This window comes from Pedobacter sp. Leaf216, assembly GCF_001421515.1.
GTDB lineage: Bacteria > Bacteroidota > Bacteroidia > Sphingobacteriales > Sphingobacteriaceae > Pedobacter.
Genome location: NZ_LMKM01000023.1, coordinates 441,838 through 467,005, shown reverse-complemented (window position 1 = coordinate 467,005; position 25,168 = coordinate 441,838). Strand labels below are relative to the sequence as shown.

General features: G+C 37.4%; 18 protein-coding genes. 11 read left to right on the top strand and 7 right to left on the bottom strand.

From position 1 onward, the window contains the following. The first annotated feature begins 78 nt into the window (after positions 1–78). Both ASE74_RS17200 and ASE74_RS17195 read left to right on the top strand, forming a co-directional pair. Positions 79–4,455 (top strand): CusA/CzcA family heavy metal efflux RND transporter, encoded by a 4,377-nt coding sequence (locus tag ASE74_RS17200; protein WP_055911616.1) that lies wholly within the window; start codon positions 79–81, stop codon positions 4,453–4,455. A gap of 10 nt (positions 4,456–4,465) precedes the next feature. Beyond that, complete coding sequence (locus ASE74_RS17195) at positions 4,466–5,626, top strand: efflux RND transporter periplasmic adaptor subunit (protein ID WP_055911613.1); 1,161 nt, start codon at positions 4,466–4,468, stop codon at positions 5,624–5,626. Positions 5,627–5,638: 12 nt separating this feature from the next. On the opposite strand, the gene ASE74_RS25230 is transcribed toward ASE74_RS17195, so the two are convergent. Beyond that, entirely contained in the window at positions 5,639–5,917 is a 279-nt protein-coding gene (locus tag ASE74_RS25230) for a hypothetical protein (protein WP_235526142.1), read from the bottom strand. Between the two features lie 895 nt (positions 5,918–6,812). On the opposite strand from ASE74_RS25230, the gene ASE74_RS17185 reads away from it, so the two are divergent. The 7 genes from ASE74_RS17185 (at position 6,813) to ASE74_RS17155 (ending at position 19,639) form a co-directional block, all read left to right on the top strand. Further along, a complete protein-coding gene (locus tag ASE74_RS17185; RefSeq protein WP_055911606.1) occupies positions 6,813–8,027 on the top strand; it encodes a Pycsar system effector family protein in 1,215 nt (404 codons plus the stop codon). After that, positions 8,027–10,066, top strand: a complete 2,040-nt coding sequence (gene ppk1, locus ASE74_RS17180; RefSeq protein ID WP_055911603.1) for a polyphosphate kinase 1 — start codon at positions 8,027–8,029, stop codon at positions 10,064–10,066. Before ASE74_RS17185 ends, ppk1 begins: the two co-directional genes overlap by 1 nt. Positions 10,067–10,129: 63 nt before the next feature. Continuing rightward, positions 10,130–11,041 (top strand): SdiA-regulated domain-containing protein, encoded by a 912-nt coding sequence (locus ASE74_RS17175; RefSeq protein ID WP_055911600.1) that lies wholly within the window; start codon positions 10,130–10,132, stop codon positions 11,039–11,041. A 159-nt stretch (positions 11,042–11,200) separates the two neighbouring features. Beyond that, the gene (locus ASE74_RS17170; protein WP_082458828.1) at positions 11,201–14,803 is read left to right on the top strand and encodes a BamA/TamA family outer membrane protein; all 3,603 of its coding nucleotides are present in this window, start codon (positions 11,201–11,203) and stop codon (positions 14,801–14,803) included. Between the two features lie 140 nt (positions 14,804–14,943). Beyond that, the gene (locus tag ASE74_RS17165) at positions 14,944–17,370 is read left to right on the top strand and encodes a GAF domain-containing protein (protein WP_055911597.1); all 2,427 of its coding nucleotides are present in this window, start codon (positions 14,944–14,946) and stop codon (positions 17,368–17,370) included. 273 nt (positions 17,371–17,643) lie between these two features. After that, positions 17,644–18,795 carry a prolipoprotein diacylglyceryl transferase gene (locus ASE74_RS17160; protein ID WP_055911594.1) on the top strand — a complete coding sequence of 384 codons (1,152 nt, stop codon included), beginning with the start codon at positions 17,644–17,646 and terminating at the stop codon, positions 18,793–18,795. 55 nt (positions 18,796–18,850) lie between these two features. Further along, positions 18,851–19,639 (top strand): inositol monophosphatase family protein, encoded by a 789-nt coding sequence (locus ASE74_RS17155; RefSeq protein ID WP_055911591.1) that lies wholly within the window; start codon positions 18,851–18,853, stop codon positions 19,637–19,639. 160 nt (positions 19,640–19,799) lie between these two features. On the opposite strand, the gene ASE74_RS17150 is transcribed toward ASE74_RS17155, so the two are convergent. The 6 genes from ASE74_RS17150 to ASE74_RS17125 form a co-directional block, all read right to left on the bottom strand. Continuing rightward, entirely contained in the window at positions 19,800–20,351 is a 552-nt protein-coding gene (locus tag ASE74_RS17150) for a NifU family protein (protein WP_055911586.1), read from the bottom strand. 87 nt (positions 20,352–20,438) lie between these two features. Beyond that, complete coding sequence (gene purB, locus ASE74_RS17145; protein WP_055911583.1) at positions 20,439–21,785, bottom strand: adenylosuccinate lyase; 1,347 nt, start codon at positions 21,783–21,785, stop codon at positions 20,439–20,441. A 122-nt stretch (positions 21,786–21,907) separates the two neighbouring features. Next, on the bottom strand, positions 21,908–22,108 hold the full coding sequence (locus ASE74_RS17140; RefSeq protein WP_055911580.1) for a hypothetical protein: 201 nt from the start codon (positions 22,106–22,108) through the stop codon (positions 21,908–21,910). Between the two features lie 140 nt (positions 22,109–22,248). Beyond that, on the bottom strand, positions 22,249–22,470 hold the full coding sequence (locus ASE74_RS17135; RefSeq protein ID WP_055911576.1) for a hypothetical protein: 222 nt from the start codon (positions 22,468–22,470) through the stop codon (positions 22,249–22,251). Positions 22,471–22,598: 128 nt separating this feature from the next. Beyond that, the gene (locus ASE74_RS17130) at positions 22,599–22,817 is read right to left on the bottom strand and encodes a hypothetical protein (protein ID WP_055911574.1); all 219 of its coding nucleotides are present in this window, start codon (positions 22,815–22,817) and stop codon (positions 22,599–22,601) included. Positions 22,818–22,963: 146 nt separating this feature from the next. Beyond that, positions 22,964–23,185 (bottom strand): hypothetical protein, encoded by a 222-nt coding sequence (locus ASE74_RS17125; protein ID WP_055911571.1) that lies wholly within the window; start codon positions 23,183–23,185, stop codon positions 22,964–22,966. 205 nt (positions 23,186–23,390) lie between these two features. On the opposite strand from ASE74_RS17125, the gene ASE74_RS17120 reads away from it, so the two are divergent. Then, on the top strand, positions 23,391–23,957 hold the full coding sequence (locus ASE74_RS17120) for an RNA polymerase sigma factor (protein WP_055911568.1): 567 nt from the start codon (positions 23,391–23,393) through the stop codon (positions 23,955–23,957). Positions 23,958–23,965: 8 nt separating this feature from the next. Beyond that, positions 23,966–25,063 carry a S1C family serine protease gene (locus ASE74_RS17115; protein WP_055911565.1) on the top strand — a complete coding sequence of 366 codons (1,098 nt, stop codon included), beginning with the start codon at positions 23,966–23,968 and terminating at the stop codon, positions 25,061–25,063. Positions 25,064–25,168 lie beyond the last annotated feature (105 nt).

Sequence of the window (25,168 nt, the reverse complement as noted above, 5' to 3'; positions counted from 1 at the left end):
TAGTGGGCATTATGCAATAACCATAAGGTTACGTGTCAGGCTATGCTGCTATTTCCTAATTTTTGATTCATTACAACAATGCTGAACAAAATAATACTGTTCTCCATCAGGCAGAAATTGCTGGTGGCGATTATGATGATGGCGTTAATTGCCTGGGGTATATACTCCCTAAAGCAATTGCCTATTGATGCACTTCCCGATATTACCAATAACCAGGTTCAAATTATTACCAATTCGCCAAGCAACGGCGCCGAAGATATCGAAAGGTTTGTAACCTATCCTGTAGAACAAACCATGGCAACCATCCCCGGAATTGAAGAAATTCGTTCATTTAGCAGGTTTGGCCTCTCCGTGGTAACGGTGGTATTTAAAGAAAATGTAGAAATTTATTGGGCACGCCAACAGGTAAGCGAAAGGCTTGCCGAAGTGGAACGGGCCATTCCAAAGGGGATAGGAACACCAGAAGTGGCACCTTTAACTACTGGTTTGGGCGAAATTTATCAATATGTTATCCACCCTAAAAAAGGATATGAAAAAAAATACGATGCAACCGAACTCCGTACCATTCAGGATTGGATTGTACGCCGTCAGCTTTTAGGTGTAGAAGGCATTGCCGATGTAAGCAGTTTCGGCGGGTACCTTAAACAATATGAGATTGCACTTAATCCTGATAAACTCAGGAGTATGGACATTTCCATCAGTAATATATTTTCAGCACTCGAAAAAAACAACCAAAATACCGGAGGTGCTTATATTGATAAGAAACCCAATGCCTATTTCATCAGAAGTGAAGGTTTGATTAAAAGCATTGAAGATATTGAAAACATTGTTGTAAAAACCAACAACAATAGCATTCCCGTACTGATCCGCAATGTAGCAGAAGTAAGAATTGGTGCCGCAACCCGATATGGTGCTATGACGAGGAACGACCAAGGAGAGGTTGTAGGTGCTGTGGTAATGATGCTTAAAGGTGCCAACTCATCAAAGGTAATTGCCAATGTTAAAACCAGGATGGCGCAAATTGCTAAAAACCTGCCCGAAGGTGTGGTAATTGAACCTTTTCTTGACCGTACAAAACTGGTAAATAATGCAATAGGAACTGTGGCCAAAAACCTGGCTGAAGGTGCGCTGATTGTTATTTTTGTGTTGGTTTTGCTATTGGGCAACTTTCGCGCCGGACTCATAGTCGCTTCTGTAATTCCATTAGCCATGCTCTTTGCGGTGTGTTTAATGAATCTTTTTGGCGTAAGCGGCAACCTGATGAGCCTTGGTGCAATAGATTTCGGACTGATTGTAGATGGAGCCGTAATTATTGTAGAAGCATCGCTTCATCATTTGGGTATTCGAAAAAATAAGAACCGCTTAAACCAACACGAAATGGATGCGGAGATTTTTGAATCTGCTTCTAAAATCCGCAACAGTGCCGCTTTTGGCGAAATCATCATCCTCATCGTATATCTGCCCATTCTTGCACTTGTAGGCATCGAAGGTAAAATGTTCAGACCAATGGCGCAAACCGTGGCTTTTGCCATTCTTGGTGCATTTATACTATCATTAACTTATGTGCCAATGATGAGTACCTTGTGCCTGAATAAAACCATCAGCACCAAAAGAAATATTTCAGATAGGATCATGTCATTTCTACAACGGGTATATACACCCATACTTAATTTTGCGATAAGGGCAAAACTTGCAGTTTTAGGTATTGCTTTAACGCTATTTGCTATTTCATTGGTTATCTTCAGCAACTTTGGGGCAGAATTTATCCCCACTTTGGAAGAAGGCGATTTTGCTGTAGAAACACGGGTATTAACTGGCAGCAGTTTGTCGCAAACCATCGAGGCCTCAACACGGGCAGCAAAGGTATTGAAAGCCAACTTTCCGGAGGTAAAAGAAGTAATCGGGAAGATTGGTTCAAGTGAAATTCCAACCGATCCAATGCCTGTTGAAGCCTGCGATTTAATCATTATCCTCAAAGATAAAAGTGATTGGACGAGTGCTTCATCAAGAGATGGACTTGCCGAAAAAATGCAACAGAAGTTAGAACAGTATATTCCGGGGGTAACTTTTGGCTTTCAGCAGCCTATTCAAATGCGTTTTAACGAGTTGATGACGGGTGCGCGACAGGATGTTGTAATTAAAGTTTATGGTGAAGATTTTGCCAAGTTGGGCAGTTATGCATCAAAGATCGGTGCCATTGCAGGTAAAATAGAGGGTGCTCAGGATATTTATGTAGAACAGGCCTCAGGCTTACCGCAAGTGATTATTAAATTCCACAGAGATAAAATTGCACAATTCGGGCTAAATATTGAAGATGTAAATACCGCCATCCGCTCGGGTTTTGCCGGTGAAGTAGCAGGCCTTGTATTTGAAGGTGAGAAACGTTTCGACATGGTGGTGCGCCTTGAAAAGGAGAACAGGCAATCTTTGGAAGATGTAAAAAACCTTTTCGTAACTGCACCCAATGGCAATCAAATCCCTTTAGAACAGCTGGCTGATATCCAATATAAGGAAGGCCCAAACCAAATTCAGCGCGATGATGCAAAACGACGTATTACTGTCGGTTTTAATGTTCGTGGCAGGGATGTAGAAAGCATTGTCAAAGAAATTCAGCAGAAAATAGATCGCAAAATTAAATTTGAACCAGGTTACTATCCAACCTTCGGCGGAACGTTCGAAAACCTTCAGGCGGCCAATAAAAGGCTGAGTATTGCTGTTCCATTGGCATTGTTACTCATCCTGCTCTTACTTTACTTAACATTTTCATCAATTAAACATGCGCTGTTAATTTTTACAGCTATCCCATTATCTGCAATAGGTGGCATACTGGCTCTATGGGCCAGGGGGATGCCTTTCAGTATCTCTGCAGGTATCGGTTTCATCGCACTTTTTGGTGTAGCAGTGCTCAATGGAATTGTATTGATCAGCGAGTTTAACCGCTTAAAAAAAGAAGGAATGACAAATACCATCTACATTATAAAAAAAGGAACCACTATAAGGCTGCGCCCTGTAATTATGACCGCTTTGGTAGCTTCACTTGGCTTTTTGCCAATGGCAATTTCTGGCGGTAGTGGGGCAGAAGTACAACGTCCGTTAGCAACGGTAGTAATAGGCGGCCTGCTTTCGGCTACATTACTTACCTTATTGGTATTGCCAATTCTCTACATTTGGGTAGATAAAATAGGAACAAGAAAACGCGGTACATCCCCACTTGCAGGGGCGCTTGTTTTGATGATGTTTCTTTTTGGATTACCATCCGTTAAGGCACAAAGTACTGATATTACATTAAACCAAGCCATTTCATCTGCGCTCGAACGAAACAAAACCATAAACAGTGCAAACCTCAACGTCGGTTTACAGGAGCAATTAAAAAAAACAGCTTTCGAAATGCCCAAAACGGATATTTCGATGCTTTACGGACAATACAACAGTTTGGTTAAAAACGATAAAAACTTTACCATTTCTCAAACGATTCCATTTCCAACACTTTTTACAGCCAATGCAGCTTTAGGTGATGAACGCATTAAAGCAGGTCAGTTTCAGGTTGCTGCTACTAAAAATGAGTTAATTTACCAGGTAAAAACCGTTTACACCAACCTTCAATACCTCTATACTAAAGAAAAACTGCTACAGCAACAGGATAGTATTTACAAGGGCTTTGTTAAATCAGCCTCGTTAAAATATAAAACTGGAGAAGGCAATCTTTTAGAAAAAGTAGCTGCTGAGACACAGTTGAAAGATGTGCAAAACCAATTGGAACAAAATAATGCCGACATCGAAATTTACAAAAATCAGCTAAGTATACTTATTGGAGGGCCAATTAAAGAAATTGCAGAAAGGTATCTGAATGAGCAAAAAATGATCACTTTGACTAACAGATTATCCGTTCAGGAAAATCCTTTATTGGCATATTTTAAACAACAAATCATTATTGCCGATAAACAGCGAAAGATAGAATTGGCAAAAGCATTACCAGATATTACAGTTGGCTACTTTAACCAATCGCTAACCGGTTTGCAAAACGTGAATGGCTCAGAAGTGTATTTTAATCAAAATAAACGTTTCCAGGGTTTCCAGCTTGGACTAGCTGTTCCCTTGTTTTACAAATCGTATTCGGCAAAGGCAAAAGCAGCGGCTATAAGTAAAGATATCGCCACCACCGACCTCGAATTGCAAGAACGTAAACTAACAGGACAGTTTCAACAGGTGCTTCAAGAATACCTTAAAAACCAACAGCGTTACGGTTATTACCAAACTTCGGCACTTGCCAATGCTGCATTAATATTAAAAAACAGCAGAATTGCCTACCAGAATGGTGAAATTGGATACTCCGAATATCTCCTCAACCTTAAACAGGTAAATTCTATTTATGAAAGCAACCTGATGGCTCTGTTACAGGTTAATCAAAGCATTAACCACATCGAATTTTTGACTGGTAACCTTAAATCATTATAAAATAATAAACATGAAATCCATATATAAATATATTGTTCTAATCGTGGTAACGTTTTACCTTGCAGCATGTGGAAGCCCCAAAGAGGAAAACGCAGTAGAAAAAGAGCCCGTTCACCAAGAGAACGATATGGTTACTTTAACGCCAGAGCAGCACAAACTTGCCGGAATTACCCTTGGCGAGATTGAACTTAAAGCATTAAGCGGAACAACGAAAGTAAACGGGATGCTCGATTTGCCTCCCCAAAGTTTGGTTTCAATCTCTACACCGCTAGAGGGCATTGTAAAAAGCACGGATATGCTCCAGGGCATGAAGGTAAAAAAAGGTGCTTTGGTTGCTGTAATGCAAAATCCCGAATTTATTCAGATGCAGCAGGATTATATGGATTATAAAAGTCAGCTGCAATTTTTAAAACAAGAGTTAGATCGGCAGGAAGAACTGGCCAAAGAAAACGTAAATTCAAAAAAAGCATTGCAAAAAGCCCGGAGCGAATACCAAAGTGTGAGTGCCCGATTGCTTGGTCAGCGGTCTAAACTTTCGCTTATAAACATCAGTTTTGCTGTGCTTGAGAAAGGTGAGATTCTTAAAACCTTTAACCTTTATGCGCCTATGGCAGGTTACGTAACACAAGTAAACACCAATATCGGTGCTTTCGCGAGTACTACGGATGAACTTTTTAAAATTGCCGATACCGAACATCTACATGCAGAACTTACCGTGTTCGAAAAAGATGTGCCTAAACTAAAAATTGGCCAAAAAGTACGGTTTACTTTAGCAAACGAAGATAAAGAGCGCATGGCTACGGTGCACCTGATCGGCAGGGAAATTAGTAAAGAACGTACTGTACAAGTGCATTGCCACCTTGATAAAGAAGATACGCAACTGCTGCCTGGCATGTACCTCAAAGCTTATGTAGAAAGTGGTACCAATAAGGTAGAAGCTTTGCCCGATGCCGCTATTGTTGAATTTGAAGGTAAAAAATATGTATTCATAGAAAAATCTGCTTCAAAATCAGCCTTTCATTACCAAATGATAGAGGTGAAAACAGATGTTTCAGAAAATGGCTTTACTCAGATATCATTTGCAGAAGCACTTACCAAACCGAAAATAGTGGTAAAAGGAGCTTATGATTTATTGAGCAAAGTTAAAAACGAAGAGGAGGAAGGACACTAATTGAACAACTCTTCATTTCGCGTAACCGTCATTTCGACCGAAGTGGAGAAATCTCTGAACATGTTTGTGCAGCTTTAAAAGATTTTCCGGCTGTGCTGCGCTCGAAATGACGGAAAGAGCGATAAATCCTCGCGTTACCGTCATTTCGACCGTAGTGTAGAAATCTTTGAACATGTTTGTGCATCTTAAAAAGATTTCTCGGCTGCGCTGCGCTTCGCTCGAAATGACGGAAAGAGTGATAAATACAAGTCTAATCGTCATTTCGACCGAAGTGGAGAAATCTCTGAACATGTTTGTGCAGCTTTAAAAGATTTCTCGCCTGCGCTGCGCTCGAATGACGGAAAGAGCGATAAATCCTCGCGTAATCGTCATTCCCAACCCGATAGCTATCGGGTTGATTGGGAATCTTAATGCTTAAATATTGCCTGAGTTGTAAGATCCCCGCCTGCGCGAGGATGACGACTGGCGAATTAAATACTAGTCGAATCATCATTTCGAGCGTAGTGGAGAAATCCTTGAACATATTTGTGCAACTTTAAAAGATTTCTCGGCTGCGCTGTGCTTCGCTCGAAATAACGGAAAAAGCGATAAATCGTCATTCCCAACCCGATAGCTATCAGGTTGATTGGGAATCTTAATGCTTAAATATTGCCTGAGTTGTAAGATCCCCGCCTGCGCGAGGATGACGATCGGTGAATCAAGTACTAGTAGAATCGTTATTTCGCCCGTAGTGGAGAAATCTTTGAACATGTTTGTGCAACTGTAAAAGATTTCTCGGCTGCGCTGCGCTTCGCTCGAAATGACGGAAAGAGCGATAAATACAAGTCTAATCGTCATTTCGACCGTAGTGGAAAAATCTTTGAACATGTTTCTGTGCATCTTAAAAGATTTCTCGCCTGTGCTGCGCTCCAAACAGGCCATCATAAATCGTCATACCAAACTTCAACACCAATTTTAATGCAGTTTTTACTTCCTAACCTTGATTATACCACCCCTAATTTCTACTTATCCATTAAAGCTTATTGTAAAATAAATAAGGCATTATTATTGTTCAAGGCAGAGCAGCGTTGTTTTTAAAAAATTAGCGTAATTTTATAACCATAAAACCAAACAATTTTCAGTTTTAAACATTTTAAACAAATGCATTTCCCTCATAACCACAAATTACCACAATCCCGCTCCACACATGAACTATAAACAATTGCAGGAAGATGTACAAAAGCATGTTAGCGATTACTTCCATACCCACAGCGATCCGCGATTGGTTTATCATAATCTGGAACATACTCAGGAAGTTGTACATGCTGCACAACAGATTGCCAACCACTACCAGCTAAATGAGCAAGATTTTTTCACCATAACTGTAGCCGCCTATTTCCACGATACTGGTTATTTTGAAGATGCCTTAAATCATGAGGCTAAAGGTGCAGAACTTGCCGACCAGTTTTTGGCCAAACACAAAGTAAATCAGGAAGTTCGTGATAGTGTTAAAAGTGCCATATTGGCCACCAAAATTCCTCAGCATCCTAAAAATGAAATCGATAAGATTATTTGCGATGCAGATCTTTTCCATTTAGGGTTATCTGATTTCCGAGCGAAAGGAAAACTGATGCACAAAGAAAACGAGTTGATCTATAAAAAAGACATCAGCAAACTCGATTGGCGTAAAAAAGATATCCAGTTTATGGAATCTCACCATTACCATACCGATTATGCCAATTTGTTGCTAAGTGATCAAAAACAGAAAAATATCGATAAGCTGAAAAGTAAATTAAGCGCACAGGAAGAAATCAGCACAGAACTCGAAGAACCTAAAAACTTTGCACCTGAAATTGTAAAAGAGAAAAAGAAAAAAGATAAAGACGACCGTCCAGACAAAGGAATTGAAACCATGTTCAGGATTACTTCGGCAAATAACCAGCGTTTGAGCGATATGGCTGATAATAAAGCACATATTCTCATTACTGTAAATTCAATCATGCTATCGTTGATTGTGAGTTTGTTGCTAAGGCGGTTAGAAGATCACGGCAACCTGATTATACCAACATTTATATTATTAATGGTGAGTTTAACCTGTGTAGTGGTGTCCATCCTGTCCACCCGTCCATCCATTCCCAAAGGAGAATTTACTCAAGAAGATATGGACAATAAAAAAGTTAATCTCCTGTTTTTCGGTAATTTCTATAAAATGAGTTTGCCGAGCTATACCGATGGAATGATTAAGGTAATGAACGATAAAGATTTTTTATACGGAACATTAATTACCGATGTTTACTCGCAGGGTGTGGTTTTAGGCCGTAAATACAAATTAATCCGCCTGGCATATAACATTTTTATGTTTGGCTTAATTGCAGCAGTATTGGCTTTTGTAATCGCTTACGCAGCTTACGGTAAACTTTAATGGAACAAATTATAGAAACCTCTTTTTTTAACAGAGATTTAAGCTGGTTAAAATTTAACGAGCGTATTTTAATGGAAGCCGAGCGGAATACCGTTCCGTTACTCGAACGAATTAAATTTTTGTCTATATTTTCTTCCAATCTAGATGAGTTTTACCGTGTTCGGATGCCTGTATTACTGGCACTCGAAAAGTTGAGTAATAAGGAAAATAATGACATCAGGATTGACGATAATTTACTAAATACCGCCAATCAGCTAATTTCCGATCAACAACAACGATATGGCGTTGTTCTAAAGTCTGATATCATTCCTCAGCTGAAAGAAAATAAAATAAATTTAATTTATGGTCAGCCCTTTCCTGCAGAAATTCAGAAAAGCATCACACGGTATTTTTTAAGTCAGGTAATGGCTTTTCTGCAACCTGTTTACGTTGATCAAAATACCGATTTTTTTCCGTCAAACAATGAGCTGTACTTCCTGGTTACGCTAAAAAAAGAGCTTGATGCCGAAGTTATCATTTTAAACATTCCTTCCAACCAGCTGCCCCGTTTTTATAAGGTAGAAGCCGAAGGCGAAACCTTTATCGTTTTTTTGGATGATATCGTCCGCTTTCATTTAGACCGTATTTTTCCTGAAGGAGAAGTTACAGGTTGCTACAGTTTCAAAATTACAAGGGACGCCGAAATTGATCTTAAAGATGAATATTCAGGCAGTTTATCAGAACAATTAGAAAAACAATTGCTTAAACGCGATGCAGGTTTAGCTACACGCTTTCTGCATCAGCCAGGCATACCAGCAAATGTTTTCGAGCTGCTAAAAAAACTTTTCAATTTAAAAAAAGCCAATAGGATAGAAGGCGGGCAATACCACAACCTGAAAGATTTTATGGGTTTCCCGGTAAATGTGCCCCAGCTTTCCAACCAAAATTGGCCAAAACTTTGCAATACCGATGTAATTGAAGGGTCGCTGACAGAGGCAATTTATAAAAACGACATAATTGTACATACACCTTATCAAAGTTACGATAGCGTATTGCGCTTTTTTAACGAAGCCGCCATTGATGCTGATGTTAAGGAAATTTATGTGACGCTATACCGCGTGGCCAGCGATTCTAAAATTGTAAATGCCTTAATCAGTGCAGCCAAAAATGGTAAAAAAGTTACGGTTTTGGTAGAGCTTAAAGCCCGTTTTGATGAAGCCAACAACATCAAATGGGCTAAAAAAATGAAAGAAGTTGGTGTAAACATTATTTACAGTGTAACTGCTTTAAAAGTACACGCCAAAGTAGCACTGGTAAAAAGGCAGATAGGCGATAGAATGCGCTATTCAGGTCTGTTTGCCACCGGTAACTTTAACGAAAGCACCGCTGCTTTTTACACCGATCATATTTTAATGACAGCCAATAAGGAAATGCTTCGCGAAGTAGAGTTGCTTTTTATCTTTTTGGCCAAAAGAGTTAAACCAAGCAGTGCCGATCTCATTAATTTTAAGCACTTATTGGTAGCGCAGTTTAACCTGCAGCAGGTTTTTATTCAATTGATTGATAGAGAGATAGAACATGCCAAACAAGGTAAAGTATCGGGCATTACCATTAAAATGAACAACCTCGAAGAAAAAGTATTGATTAACAAACTTTACGAAGCATCGGAGGCAGGCGTGAAGATAGAAATGATTGTGCGGAGCATTTGCCGCTTAATTCCAGGTGTAAAAGGAATGAGCGAAAACATTAAGGTAACGCGCATTGTTGACCGTTATTTAGAACACGGACGGGTTTTTATCTTCCATAATTTAGGGAAAAATGATGTTTACCTCGGCTCGGCAGATTGGATGAACCGGAACATTTACCGAAGAATAGAGGTTTGTTTCCCGATTTACAATGAACAGATTAAAGAAGAAATTTTATCCATTATCGAAATACAAAAACAAGATAATGTGCAGGCAGTTTGTATAGATGATGACATGAATAACATTCCCGTAAAAAGTGGCGGGATTCTTGTCGAGTCTCAACATGATATTTATGCATTATTGAAAAATAAATAACGCATGATTTTACTTATTGATGGGCTATGATAACACAGGCCATTAAAATTAATTTTTACCCTTATGAAATACAATAAAACTTTCCTTGCTTCCAGTTTACTACTCTCAGCTGCTTTTTTAGGCCTATCCTGCGTTAATGGTAACCGCAATGATAAAAAAAGTGATTCTACTGAAACAGTATCAACAAGTAGTGCTGCAAAATCAGATTTTCCTTACGATTTATCTGCGCCCGTTAAATACAACATGCCACATAACCTTTTTGAAATTTCTGGAATTGTGTTTCATAACGGCGACCCAAAAGAAGTTTTTGCTATCCAGGATGAGGATGGAGATCTTTTTCACCTGGGTTTAAGCGATAAGGATTCTAAATACACCAAATTTGGAGGTAAAGGCGATTACGAAGATCTAACCATCATTAACAATTATATTATTGTTTTAAAAAGCAATGGTGAGCTGCATACATTTCCGATTTCTGAAATTAACAAACCCGAGGTTGCCAATGTTGTTAAAACCAAAGATCTTGTTCCAAAGGCAGAATATGAAGGTTTGGCTGCGGATGAAAAAAACAACATGGTTTATGTGCTAACAAAAGATAGCAAGCCAGATTCAAAGGCAAAAGCATCAAGTATTTATGGCTTTAAGGTTGGAACTGATGCCACATTAACCCCTGCCGGAGAATTTAGCCTTTCGCATAAAGCGATTGAAAAAGCATCAGGAAGTTCGAAATCAAGGTTCCGCCCATCTGCACTGGCTAAAAACCCAAAAGCGAACGAGTGGTATGTGCTTTCTTCAATAAATAAAATGATTGTGGTAACCGATGCCGATTTTAAAGTAAAGGCAACATATCCATTGGATGGCAGCCTTTTTAACCAGCCAGAAGGGATAGCTTTCGATCGCGATAATAACCTCTACATCTCTAATGAAGGCGGAACCCTAGCGGCCGGTAACATTTTGATGTTTAAATTGAAAAAATAAAGGTTGGTGTTGTTTCCTCAATCTTGCGTCATGCTGAATTTATGTAAGCGTCTTTTCCACACGAAAGATCCTGAATTGAATTCAGTGTGATGTTATTATGGAATAAATCCAAAAACATAATAATTTTAAAATAACTATATTTATACAAACGCTGAGTCTATGATCAAAAGATTTACTCTTTTTACAATTTTATTTTTAATCAATTTCATTGCCATTGCTCAGGATGATGTAAAATATCGGGTCATTCTCTTTGGGGATGCAGGGGAAATGAACCCTGCCCAAATGCAGGATCTCAAAAATGCTGCAAAGCAGATTCTTCCAAAAAAAACAACCGTTGTTTACTTGGGTGATAATATCTACCCAACCGGTATGGGGCTTCCGGGAAGTTTGGAAGAAGAAGAAACTAAAAAAATCCTCCGTTCACAATTCGAACCCATGCGTAAAATGGGGGCAGCAGTTTATTTTGTTCCCGGCAACCACGATTGGGACAAATCCGGCCCGAAAGGTTTGGCTAAAATTAAAGCACAGGGTGACTATCTTAGCGCACAAAACGATCCTTTACTCAAGTTAATTCCAGCAAACGGATGCCCTGATCCCGTTGCCATTAAACTTACCGATAAATTAACCATTATTGCCTATGATAGCGAATGGTGGGTTTTTCCATATAGTAAATCCAATCCAAATGGCGAGTGCGATTGCCGTACCAAAGATGAAGTTTTGGTTAAAATGGAGCAGCTGTTAGAAGAAAATAAAGATAAAGTAATCCTGCTGGCTTCTCACCATCCATTTCAAAGTTACGGACCACATGGAGGTTATTTTAACCTGCGCAATCACCTCTTTCCCTTAACATCCCTTAATAAAAATCTATACATCCCACTGCCTGTTTTAGGTTCTGTTTACCCAATGTTGCGTTCAACATTACTGAGTCCTGAAGATTTAAATCATCCTGCTTATAAGGATATGATCAAATCAATAACAGGCGTATTTGGTGATTATCCAAATGTTACCTACGTTGCCGGCCACGAGCATGGCTTACAATTAATTAAAGGAAAACAGTTACAGATTATCAGCGGTTCAGGTTCAAAAGTATCGCCAAACAAAGAAGGCAAAACTTCGCTGTTTCACGAAATGCAACAAGGCTATGTAGTAGCCGATCAGCTAAAAAACAACGATATGCGTTACGAATATTATATATATTCCGATACCAGCGTTAAAAAAGTATACAGTTACATTAAAAAGTTCGAAACGATTCCTCAAAAGGTAAGAAACAGAGATAAACCACTCACTGCCGATAGTATTTTTGTTCGTGTTAAACCAGAGTACGATAGTGTTGGGCGTTTTCACCGCTACGTTTTTGGTGAAAATTACCGTAAAGAATATGCTGCACGAACGAAAGTGCCAGTTTTAAGGGTTTCGCAGATGATGGGTGGCTTAAAGGCTACACAACGTGGCGGAGGAAATCAATCGCGCTCATTACGATTGGAAGATAAAAACGGCAAAGAATATGTGTTGCGGAGTGTAGAAAAATATCCGGAAGTGCTTTTGCCAGCAGCCCTGCGCGAAACTTTTGCTAAAGATGTAATTAAAGATAATATGTCGGCCCAGCATCCGTTTTCGGCCCTTGTAGTGCCCGAATTGGCCAAAGCAGGCGGAATTGCGCACAGTAACCCGATTATTGGATGGGTTTCACCCGATGATAATCTGGGAGAATTTGAATCCGCATTTGCCAATACCCTTTGTTTATTCGAGGAAAGAGAACCTACGGGAGAATCGGACAGTTCGCCAAAAATGGACAAAAAACTAACGGAAGATAATGACAATAAACTAGATGGCCCAGCCTGGGTTAAAGCCAGGGCATTTGATGTTTTACTAGGAGATTGGGACAGGCACGAAGACCAGTGGCGTTGGAAAGAAACCAAAACCAAAGATGGATCCTTATATTCGCCGGTTCCGAGAGATCGCGACCAGGTATTTTTCAGATCAGACGGCTTTTTACAGCGATACACTCAATCATCTTCACTTTTGCCAATGATGCAAGGCTACGAGCGTGGCATCAAAAATATCAATTGGTTTTTATGGGAAGGTAGAGAAATAAGCAGCCGATGGACAGCAAACATTGATGAAGAAGAATTTGATCAAATTGTAAAAGATTTTTGTGCAAACTACAACGATGCTGTTTTTGAAAAAGCATTAAAAAAACTCCCTGAGCCAAGTTATTCGCTACACCACGATGCCGTTTTGGCACAAATGCGCAACAGGATAGCCACTTTGCCAAAGTTAATGAACCAGTATTATCATTTCTTTAACCGGATTGTGGATATTGAAGTAACCAATAAAAACGAACTCATCCAGATTTCTGATGCTGCTGATAATGGTTTGCGTGTTAAAATCAATAAAATTTCGAAAGAAGGCAATATTAAAGATGAACTTTTCGACCGTAAGTTCGATCCCAAGGTAACAAAAGAAATTAGGGTTTACATGCACAATGGTAACGACAGTTTAATCCTGAACAATAAAAATTCGAACATCAAATTGAGGATTATAGGCGGCAAAGGGAACAAGGTTTATGATTTTGCAAATAGTAACGGTCCGGTAAAATTATATGGTAGAAAAGATAAAGCCACTTATAATGGAGAAGATGCCAGTAAAATCAGAAAAATAATTTCCAATGATACCTCGAATTTTAGCTACATCCCAAAAGATATGTATCGCCGCAGTTCTTGGCTGTTAAATGCAGGTTATAATCAGGATGATGGTATTTTATTGGGATTAATTTACAAACAAACCAATCCTGGTTTCAGAAAACAGCCTTATGGCAATTCACAAACCATCTCTTTTCTTCATTCTTTCTCTACAAAAGCTTTTAGGTTTAACTACAAAGGCGAATGGTTAAAAGCATTAGGCAAAGCCGATTTTGTTTTAAAAGCCGATGCTTTTGCCCCTAACAATACACAAAATTTCTTTGGCCTGGGCAATGAAACACCATTTAATGATGGAGACAACATCAGGTATTACCGCGCACGCTTTAACCTCTATCAGGTAGATGCAGCAATCAGGTGGCGCCGTCCGAAATCTACTTTCAGTGTTGGCCCCTCTTGGCAGTATTATAAGTATAACAAAGAAGATAACGATGGCCGCTTTATCGAAAATCCTTCGCTTCTGCATTCAGCCGATTCTTTAACCGTACGTAACGAAAAGATGTTTGCAGGTGCTTTTATAAACTTTACCAACAATACCCGCGATAACGATTTATTGCCAACCTTAGGGAGTTATGTAGATTTTAAGCTTTTAGGATATAAAGGAGTTAACAAATATTCCAATTCTTATGGACAGTTTACCGCAAGCATTGCTTTATATAAAAACCTCGATGGCAGAAAAAACTTCATTTTGGCAGATCGTTTTGGCGGAGGAGTAACCATTGGCAAACCAGCGTTTTATCAGGCACTTTATCTCGGCGGACAGGGCAATTTACTCGGTTATCGCCAGTTTAGATTTGCCGGTGAGCATACCTTTTATAACAACTTAGAGCTTAGGGCCAAACTTGGCGATCTGGTAAGTTATGTTTTACCCGGCCAAATTGGCTTATTGGGTTTTTATGATGTTGGCAGGGTATGGAAACGTGACGAAGCATCAACATTATGGCACCACGGCGTAGGAGGGGGTGTTTATTTTGCCCCGGCATCACTCACAGTTGTGCGATTTGTGATGGGACACTCTACTGATGGCTGGTATCCATACGTATCACTTAATTTTAGGTACTAAATTTGTGTAACATATTAATAGATGTAATATTCAAGTATTACGTTCAGCAGACTAACATTGCTTTGAGGAGTTTGTATCTTTGCAATGAATTAGTAACTAAATAGATAACTATAAATTTTACACTATAGCAAACTTATACAATGAATACCAATGTAATACAGATACACAAAAATGAATGTATACATTGCCAGGTAGAATCCTCACTGTCTTTTCGCCCCCTTGTGGAGTATTTAAAAGGCAGGTTGAAAACAGAGAAATCAGTAAAATCAGAATTTTACAGGTTTTTACTTCAAAAAATTGAAAAAGACGATGTGCTGCTTGGCAACATCAGTGCCGAAGATTTATCCCAATATAAAGATACTTTAGAATTAATTTTTACCATTCTAACACCTTTAATGGATAACGAAGATGATTTGTTTTGGGCTTTAAGTACCCCAATTCCAGATCAGATTTTCTTCAGTACCAATGCATTCTATAAATTTTTTAAGGATCACGATCCTAAAAATAAGGTAACGAAAGATAACGAGCCTGTTGAGAAAAAACAGCTTAAATTTATCTACAATATCATCTTGGGGCGTTTTTATAATTTCACCTCAGTACTGAAAAATGAGATTATTTATGCTCACATTAATCAGGAAACCACCCTTACGCAATATTATAATATTCAAACAGATACAAAGTTTGTTGATATTATGCACAAAGGAGATCTGCCTGAACTTAATTTTGAAGAACTTGGTAAACATTTTCAGGATGAAACCGAATTGGACTACCTGGTAGAGCATTTACCATTGCAAAATTTCCTTTTCGAGGGTTTCAGTATCATTTCGATAACAGATGTTACCTTACAGCATGCAATTGATGGTATACGCGATGCCTTGGTTAACCACAATTACCAAACAGAAGCATATACCCACGTAATTCATGCTTTAAAAACCCTTAGCGGAAACGGAAAACTGGAATTTGGTTTAATGCCTTTTTTAACCGTTAACAATAAGCTGGTTTTCGATAACAAGGAATTTTCGCAGAGTATGCTCATCAACTCCGCTAAATCATCCAATCTCGAAGAAGAAGTTTTTTACTCACTGGTAGATAAATATAAAGAAAACCCAAGGGCCATTTTCGTTAGTGCAATAAACGACGATCAGATTGATAAGGACCCGTTTTTAAGGGTTTTAAAAGCAGCAGGCGTTTGTTCTTATTCCGTACTGCCAATTTATTACAATACCCAATTGGCTGGTGTTTTAGAAGTGTATTCTAACGAGGAAGTTTTGGTTGATGATAAGTTGTTATCAAGATTGCGTCCTGCAATGCCGCTAATAGGTCAGCTTTTCCAATACAGTATCGAAGAATTCGATTCGAAAATGGATGAAGTATTGATGGATAAATTTACAGCTTTGCAACCCTCTGTACAATGGAAGTTTAACGAGGCTGTTTGGCATTTTCTTCAACAAAACAACAGTTACCATAAGTTAAAGGAGATTGAAACCATCACCTTTAAACACATGTATCCTTTATTTGGTGCAATTGATATCCGTAACTCCACTATTGAGCGCAATAAGGCTTTAAAAGATGATATGGAAGTGCAATTGAACAGTTTAATTGATACCTTAAAATCAATTCGCAAACATGTTTCTTTAGAGCTAACAGATAAGCTATTGTTCAATTGTAAAGATTGGATAAAACGTATCGGAGATTTCGCTTCATCAAACGAAGAAAATAAACTGAATGAGTTTTTAGAGGTAGAAGTTTACCCTTTCCTGTCGATTATTAAAGGAAATTATCCTCAGACTGCTGAATTTGTCGATCATTATTTCGAAGTTATTATTCCAGAAACCGGAGCAGCTTTTGCAAACCGCAGGCAACTGGAAATATCAATGCAACTGATCAATACAGAGGTTAGTCAATATCTAGAAAAATCACAAGCAAATTTACAGGCTTCCTATCCATGTTATTTTGCCAAATTTAGAACAGATGGTGTGGAGTATGATATTTACATCGGTCAGGAAATTGCTCCCGATAAGCCTTTTGATCTGTTATACCTAAAAAATATCCGCCTTTGGCAGTTAACATCCATGGTTGATATTGCACGTTTATCTAAAGGCTTAATTGGCGAAATGCCACGGCCATTGGAAACTACCCAATTGATTTTTATCCATTCAAATGCGATCGATATCAGCTTTAGAAATGATGAACGTCGGTTTGATGTAGAAGGTGCATATAACATCCGTTACGAAGTTGTTAAAAAACGAATTGATAAAGTTCTAATAAAAGGAACAACCGAACGCTTAACACAGCCCCATAAAATTGCCATGGTTTATTTCAACCCCGAAGAAGCCAAAGAATATATGGAGTACATTAAATACATGCAGGTTCAGGGTTATTTAAATGATGATTTAGAGCAATTGGAACTGGATGAATTACAAGGTGTTTCTGGCTTAAAAGCTTTAAGAGTAGGAGTAAAATACCCCGAAAGTAAAACTGGTAACAAGGCTGATAGAGCAAAAAAGCTTAAACCTAAAGAGATCAAATCTATCGAAAAGGAAATCGCTAAAGTATTACAGCATTAATGCTCAATTAAGGAGCTGAAATTATTTTAATGATAATAACTTTAAGTCCTCTGGCATAAAGCCAGGGGATTTTTTTATTTTTTTCAAATAACAGATGAGGCTTGTGAGTTTATTTGTTAAATATCTATAAATGAAGGTATTATTTATGATTTTCAATCTTCAACAGTCTGTCTTTTTACGTCGAATTTTCCATTTAAGTGTTTCTCATTTGCCTCGAGTGTTTAGGCTTTCAGCTTTGGTCTTTCTTTCCTATCTTCGCAACAAATTATTTGTATGTTTCCTACCGTTTCACATTTTTTAGAATATTTATTTGGCATTAATTTGCCACTTCCATTTAATACGTTCGGTGTTTTTGTGGCATTGGCCTTTGTAGCTGGTTATTGGGCTTTTACCAAAGAACTTAAGCGTAAAGAAGCGCTGGGCATACTCCACCCATTTAAAAAAACAATTACAGTTGGTAAACCAGCTACCACTTCAGAGCTGATCATGAATGGGCTTTTTGGTTTTGTAATTGGCTACAAATTGGTTTATGCATTATTGAATTACAAACTTTTTGTAAACGATGCTCAAGGTATTTTAATGTCTACCAAAGGCAATTTAATCGGTGGTTTGTTTTTTGCAGGGCTGTTTGCCTACTGGGATTATACGGAAAAAAATAAACATAAACTGGATAAACCAAAAGAAACACTGGTAACCATTCACCCTTACCAAACCATGAGCAATTTAATTGTTTGGGCAGCAATTTGGGGTTTCCTTGGTGCAAAATTCTTTGATAATTTAGAATATTGGGATGATTTTGTTCAGCACCCCATCGAAAGGTTGTTGTCATTTAGTGGGCTTACATTTTATGGTGGCTTAATATGTGGTGGTGCCGCAGTACTAATTATTGCAAAAAGGTACGGTATTAAACCTTTGCACATGCTTGATGTTGGTGGACCAGGCATGATGCTCGCTTACGCAGTAGGCCGTATAGGTTGCCACCTGGCTGGAGATGGAGACTGGGGAATTGTAAACAATAATCCAAAGCCATTTTCTTGGTTGCCAGATTGGCTATGGTCGTACAAATACCCAAACAATGTAGTGGGAGAAGGGATTCCAATTCCGGGCTGCAATGGTAAATTTTGTAACGAACTTGCACAGGGTGTATATCCTACACCAATTTATGAAGTAATAATCTGTTTAATTCTCTTTGCTTTTTTATGGCGCATCAGAGATAAAATAAAAGCACCTGGTTTAATGTTTGGTATTTACATGATTTTGAACGGTATTGAACGTTTCTGCATCGAATTAATTCGTGTTAATTCAAAATACCATGTTTTTGGTTTAAGTTTTACACAAGCCGAAATGATTTCTACATTTCTTGTGGTTGGCGGTATTGCTTTAAGTGCTTATGCCTTAAGAAATAAGAATAAACTGGCTCAATAAGATCAATAAGTTCATTTAAAATCCAACAACAGCACATTTTTGTTGTTAAATAACTATGAATTACGAATTACTATGCAATAAGGTAATCTCTATTGTAAAACTTACCGGAAACTTTATCCGCAAAGAAGCGATGCAATTTGATGCCCAAAAAATTGAATACAAAGGTTTAAATGATATGGTTTCCTATGTTGATAAAACAGCAGAGCAGAAACTGGTTCAAAACCTCGAAAAACTAATTCCTGATGCTGGTTTTATCACCGAAGAAAAAACCATCAACAGAACAGGTAAAACACACACCTGGATTATCGATCCTTTAGATGGTACAACCAATTTTATACATGGTATCCCTGCTTATGGCATAAGCGTAGCGCTTTACGAAGATGGTTTGCCTGTAATTGGGGTAGTGTATGAATTAAATAGGGGAGAAATGTTTTATTCTTATAAAGGCGGATTGGCCTTTCTGAATAAAAAGGAAATTAAGGTTTCTGTAAATCCTGATTTAAAATCGAGTTTGCTCGCTACAGGTTTTCCATATTACCAGTTTGATAAACAGCCCCAGTATTTGAAATTGTTGGCTGAGATGATGCAGAAAAGCCATGGCGTACGCAGAATTGGTGCAGCCGCAGTAGACCTTGTTTACACAGCATGCGGACGTTTTGATGCATTTTTCGAATTTAATCTGCAACAATGGGATTTTGCTGCCGGTTGCTTCATTGTTCAACAGGCTGGAGGCGAAGTTTACGACTTTTCCGGGGGTAACGATTACTTTGAAAAAAGAGAAATTTTAGCAACTAACGGTAAGCTTACAGCTGAAATGTTGACTGCGATTAAGCAGTACTTTTAATTAATATCGTCACCCTGGATTTAGTTCAGCGTTTAGTTTTAAAGATGCTGAAATAAATTTAGCATGACGAATATCTCAAGAACAGCTGATTTGCAATAAAAAAAGGTCCCGATTCACATCGGGACCTTTTCATTATATATACTATGAAAAATGCACAATTTTAAAGCGCTTCAGAAACAACTTCTGTAACCTCAGGTACCATTCTTTGTAATAAGTTTTGGATACCCGATTTAAGCGTAATGGTAGAAGATGGACAGCCGCTACAAGAACCACGTAATTCTACAGTAACAACACCTTCATCAAAAGATTTATAAGTAATTGCACCACCATCCTGCTCTACAGCCGGACGAACGTAATCATGAAGAATTTGCTGAATTTTAATTTCAGTTTCCGAACCTTCAAAAGCAGGAGCTTCTTCAGCAGTTGCTTCTTTAATTTTTAATTCAGATTCAACAGCACCTTTAACAAATTCTTTCAAAATGGCTTCAATATCTGCCCATTCTGCATCTTCTGTTTTGGTGATGGTTACAAAGTTACTGGCGAAAAATACTCCAGAAACAAAGTTGAACTTAAATAACTCTTTAGCAAACGGCGAGTGTTCTGCACTTTCTTTAGTAGCAAAATCCTCACTGCCATTGATTAACAGCTTGTTTACCATGAATTTCATGGTAGCTGGATTTGGAGTCTGTTCTGTATATACGTTAATCGTCATGTCTTAATCAATTTGAATAAACAAAATTAACAATTACTCATTAATAAAACCTTGTGGTGCTGTCTGCTTAACGTCAATTTAATTCAACTAAAAAACACCAGTATAATTAAAAGGAGTAATGGTTCTCAATTGTACTTTTACAGTTTCTGTAACAGCTAAGCCTTCAATAAATTCGGCAATACTTACTGCATTGATTTTAGAATTGGTTCTGGTCAGCTCTTTTAGCGCTTCATATGGGTTAGGGTAATTTTCTCTTCTCAATACCGTTTGAATGGCTTCGGCAACAACAGCCCAGTTATCATCTAAATCAGCATGTAAAGCTGCTTCATTCAATAAAATTTTATTTAATCCACGCAAAGTAGCGTTAATTGCAATCAAAGTGTGGCCAAAAGGTACGCCAACATTCCTCAATACAGTAGAATCTGTTAAATCTCTCTGTAAGCGTGAAATCGGTAATTTTGCTGCAAAAAACTCAAATAACGCATTGGCAATCCCTGCATTTCCCTCAGCGTTTTCAAAATCAATCGGATTAACTTTATGTGGCATGGCCGACGATCCAATTTCCCCCGCTTTGATTTTCTGTTTAAAATAGTTTTTAGAGATATATGTCCAGATATCCCTGTCCAAATCGATAATGATGTTATTGATGCGTTTCAATGCATCACATTGCGCTGCAAATTGATCGTAATGTTCAATTTGAGTGGTATGTTGCGCTCTTGTTAAACCTAATGTTCCGTTAACAAAATCGTTCGAAAAATCAACCCAGTTTACTTCAGGGTAAGCAATATGGTGTGCATTAAAGTTTCCGGTGGCACCACCAAATTTTGCGCTGTTCGGGATGGCCTTTAAGCCCGCCAACTGTATGCTCAAACGTTCGGCAAAAACCAGGAATTCTTTACCTAATTTGGTAGGAGAGGCAGGTTGGCCATGGGTATGGGCCAACATCGGGATATCTTTCCACTCTGTTGCCAGGGCATTTATTTTCTCAATTAAGGTAGCAATTGCAGGATAATAACTTTCATTTAAAGCCAATTTAATTGAGTATGGAATGGCCGTATTGTTAATGTCTTGAGAGGTTAATCCAAAATGGATAAACTCTTTATAATTTTGAAGTGATAAGGTATCGAATTTGCTTTTTATGAAATATTCAACCGCTTTAACATCATGATTGGTTACTTTTTCAGTTTCCTTGATTTCTAAAGCATCTGTTTCTGAAAAATTTTCATGTATCAGACGCAATTGTGCATAAAGATTTCGATCAAAATTTTCCAAGCCAGGCAAGTTGATTTCGCAAAGGGCGATAAAATATTCGATTTCTACAAAAACCCGGTATTTAATCAGGGCTTCTTCAGAAAAGTAAGCAGCTAAACCTTCGGTAGTTTTTCTGTAACGCCCATCAACAGGTGAAATAGCTTGTAGTGATGTTAAATTCATTATGCGGATTATATTTTTGCCGCAAATTTACTATAAATGGTCGGTTTATCCCTTAAAGAATGTAGCTAAAATAAAAGAGGCCTCAGATAAATCTAAAGCCTTTAAAATAGGTGTTGCTAAAACTACATTTTTTTAGTGCTGTCCATTTTAGCAGTGTCTTTCGCCATGCTATCTTTCATAGTAGTATCTTTTACTGTAGTATCAACAACTGTTGAATCAACTGTAGAAGAATCTGCAGCACCATCTTTCTTTTCTGATTTACATGCAGCTACGGATAATGATAAAGCAAAAGCTAAAAAGCCTAATTTGAATAAATTTTTCATGTTTTTGTGTTTTGTTGTGGTTCTAAAATTAATTATTTACTAATTTATACAAAATACTCAAAAATTAATTCGTTTTTGTATAATAAAAAAGGTCGCGATATTAATATCGCGACCTTTTTTATTATAATTAGTTGATTAAACTAGTGTTTTACTTCAGTTTTCTCAGTTGTAGCTTTAATTGTAGTATCTTTTACTGTAGAATCTTTAACAACCGTGTCAACTTTAGTAGTATCAGTAACAATTGTAGATGAATCAGTAACTGTAGTATCAGCACCTTCAGCTTTTTTGTCTGAACCGCCACAAGCAGCAACTGTTAAAGATAGAGCTAGGGCTAAAAAGCCTAATTTGAATGCATTTTTCATTTTGATCTTTGTTTTAGGTTAAAATATACTGTTTATACTCAAAAGATAAAAAGGTAACCCATTTTGTATAAAAAATAAAAAAGCCTCTTGATTTAACATCAAGAGGCTTTTTATATGGGTAAGGTAAACTAGTGTTTAACTTCAGTTTTTTCTGTAGTAGTTTTTACAGTTGTATCTTTTACTGTAGAATCTTTTACAGTTGTATCTTTTGCTGTAGTGTCAGTTACGATAGCTGAAGAATCAGTTAAAGTAGTATCAGCACCTTCTGCTTTTTTTTCTGAGTTACAAGCAACAACTGATAAAGATAAAGCTAAAGCTAAAAAGCCTAATTTGAATGCATTTTTCATTTTTGAGTATTTTTAAGTAATTAATTAATTTATCTCTTAATACGGGTTATTTAAAAAGGTAACCCAAAAAAATAAAAAAAAATGAAATAAAAATAAAAAACGGCTTGAAGGCATCTTCAAGCCGTTTTTTTATGAGTAAAATTAAACTAGTGTTTAACTTCTTCTGTAGTAGTTGTAGTAGCTTTTACAGTAGTATCTTTCACTGTAGAATCTTTAACTGTAGTATCTTTTGCAGTAGTATCAGTAACGATAGTAGAAGAATCAGTTAAAGTAGTATCAGCACCTTCAGCTTTTTTTTCTGAGTTACAAGCAACAACTGATAAAGATAAAGCTAAAGCTAAAAAGCCTAATTTGAATGCATTTTTCATTTTTTGAATTTTTTTAAGTAATTAATTTCTTATTAATGCCGCAAAGGTATAAAGGTAACCCGATAATTTTTAAAAAAGTTAAAATATTTTTTTCCCACTGCTTTGGGTTACCGTATGGGTTAAGTTTGTATTAAGCAATTATAGTAGCTATAAATATTTTTTTGTCTAATATTGGGTTACTATTTATCGAAAAATGTATTAACTAGTGAATAACAGTTTAAAGAGTTCAGTTCCAACAGATAGAGAGGTTATTTTAGGTATTCTAAATAACTCCGAAGATGCACTTAACAAGTTATACAAGGCTTATTATGCGATGATTTTGCAATTCATCCTCAACAATAACGGGGATGAAGATGATGCAAAAGACGTTTATCAAGAAGCTATTATTATTTTATATAACAAAATTAAGGAAGGCAATTTTGAGCTCAGCAGCAAACTGAAAACATATATTTATTCGGTTTGTCGGCGTATTTGGCTAAAGAAATTAAGCTTAAATAGTAAAAAGGCAGGCAATATTACCGATTATGAAGATGTATTTGCTGTTGAAGAAGATGTAGAACAGCATGAAGAGAAAGACCTGCAATTTGTTAAAATGCAGTCTGCACTCGATCATTTGGGCGAACCCTGTAAAACCATTATTCAGGATTTTTATATTCACAATTTATCCATGCAGGATATCTGCGAAAAGTTTGGCTATACCAATACTGATAACGCAAAAACACAGAAATACAAGTGCCTGCAACGGTTAAAGAAAATATTTTTTCAACCATAATAATTGAAATGAGAAACGATTTGGAGTTAGATGCAATTATTGAAGATTATCTTTTAGGTAAACTTAACGCACAGGAAACTGAAGCTTTTGAACAGTTACGTCGCAATGATGCCACAGTAGATCATAAGGTGGTTTCGCATAAGTTCTTTTTAGAATCTATGGGAGCGTTTGCCGGGCAATTGCGGTTGAAAGATCAGCTTAATCAAATTCATTCAGAAATTGATGTAGCACATTTAGCCACAACATTAAGGCCGCATCCATCACGTGTGGTTCAATTATGGCGTAAACATAAATCTGCCATAGCGGTTGCTGCTTCTTTTCTGGTGTTGTCATTGGTTTCAGTATATTCGATACAGCATAACACAAGGCAAAAAGAGCAATTGGTGTTGTTAAGTAGTCAGGTTAATAAAGCCATAAAAACACAGAATAGTTTAATCAGGAAAATAAACAGCACCTCTGCGGCCGTCGGAAAGCCCGCTGTTCAGAATAGTGTAGGCGGTACCGGGTTTGCCATTTCTACAAATGGTTATATCTTAACCAATTTGCATGTAATTAACGGTGCAGATTCACTTTATGTGCAAAACAACAGGGGTGAGTCGTTTAAAGTTAAATCTGTTTATACCGATCCTCAGAACGATATTGCAATTCTTAAAATCAGTGATAAAAATTTCGATAATCTTTCTTCATTACCTTATACCATTAAAAAAAGTACCAGTAGTATTGGTGAAATGGTTTATACTTTAGGTTATCCGAAAGATGATGCAGTTTTAGGCGAAGGTTATGTTAGTTCTAAAAATGGATTTGTAGGCGATACCACGCAATACCAGGTGGCCATTGCTGTAAATCCAGGAAATAGCGGAGGACCGGTTTTAGATAATAACGGTAATTTGGTTGGAATTATCAGTAGTAAACCTGATCAAACTGAAGGTGCAGCATTTGCTGTTAAGTCTAGATATATTTTAGAGGCGATGAGGGCTATTCCTCAAGATTCCTTAGGTAAGAACAAACTCTCAGCGAATAAAAAAAGTGCCCTGTCTGGCTTAAAGCGAACGAAACAGATTGAGAAATTACAAGATTATGTATTCATGATCAAAGCTTATAATTAATTATACCCCAAATAAATTAATATTCTTGAACCCTGTGGATTATTATCTTCAGGGTTTTTTGTTGCATTTATAATTTAGATGTCCTAAAATAATATTATGTCTATG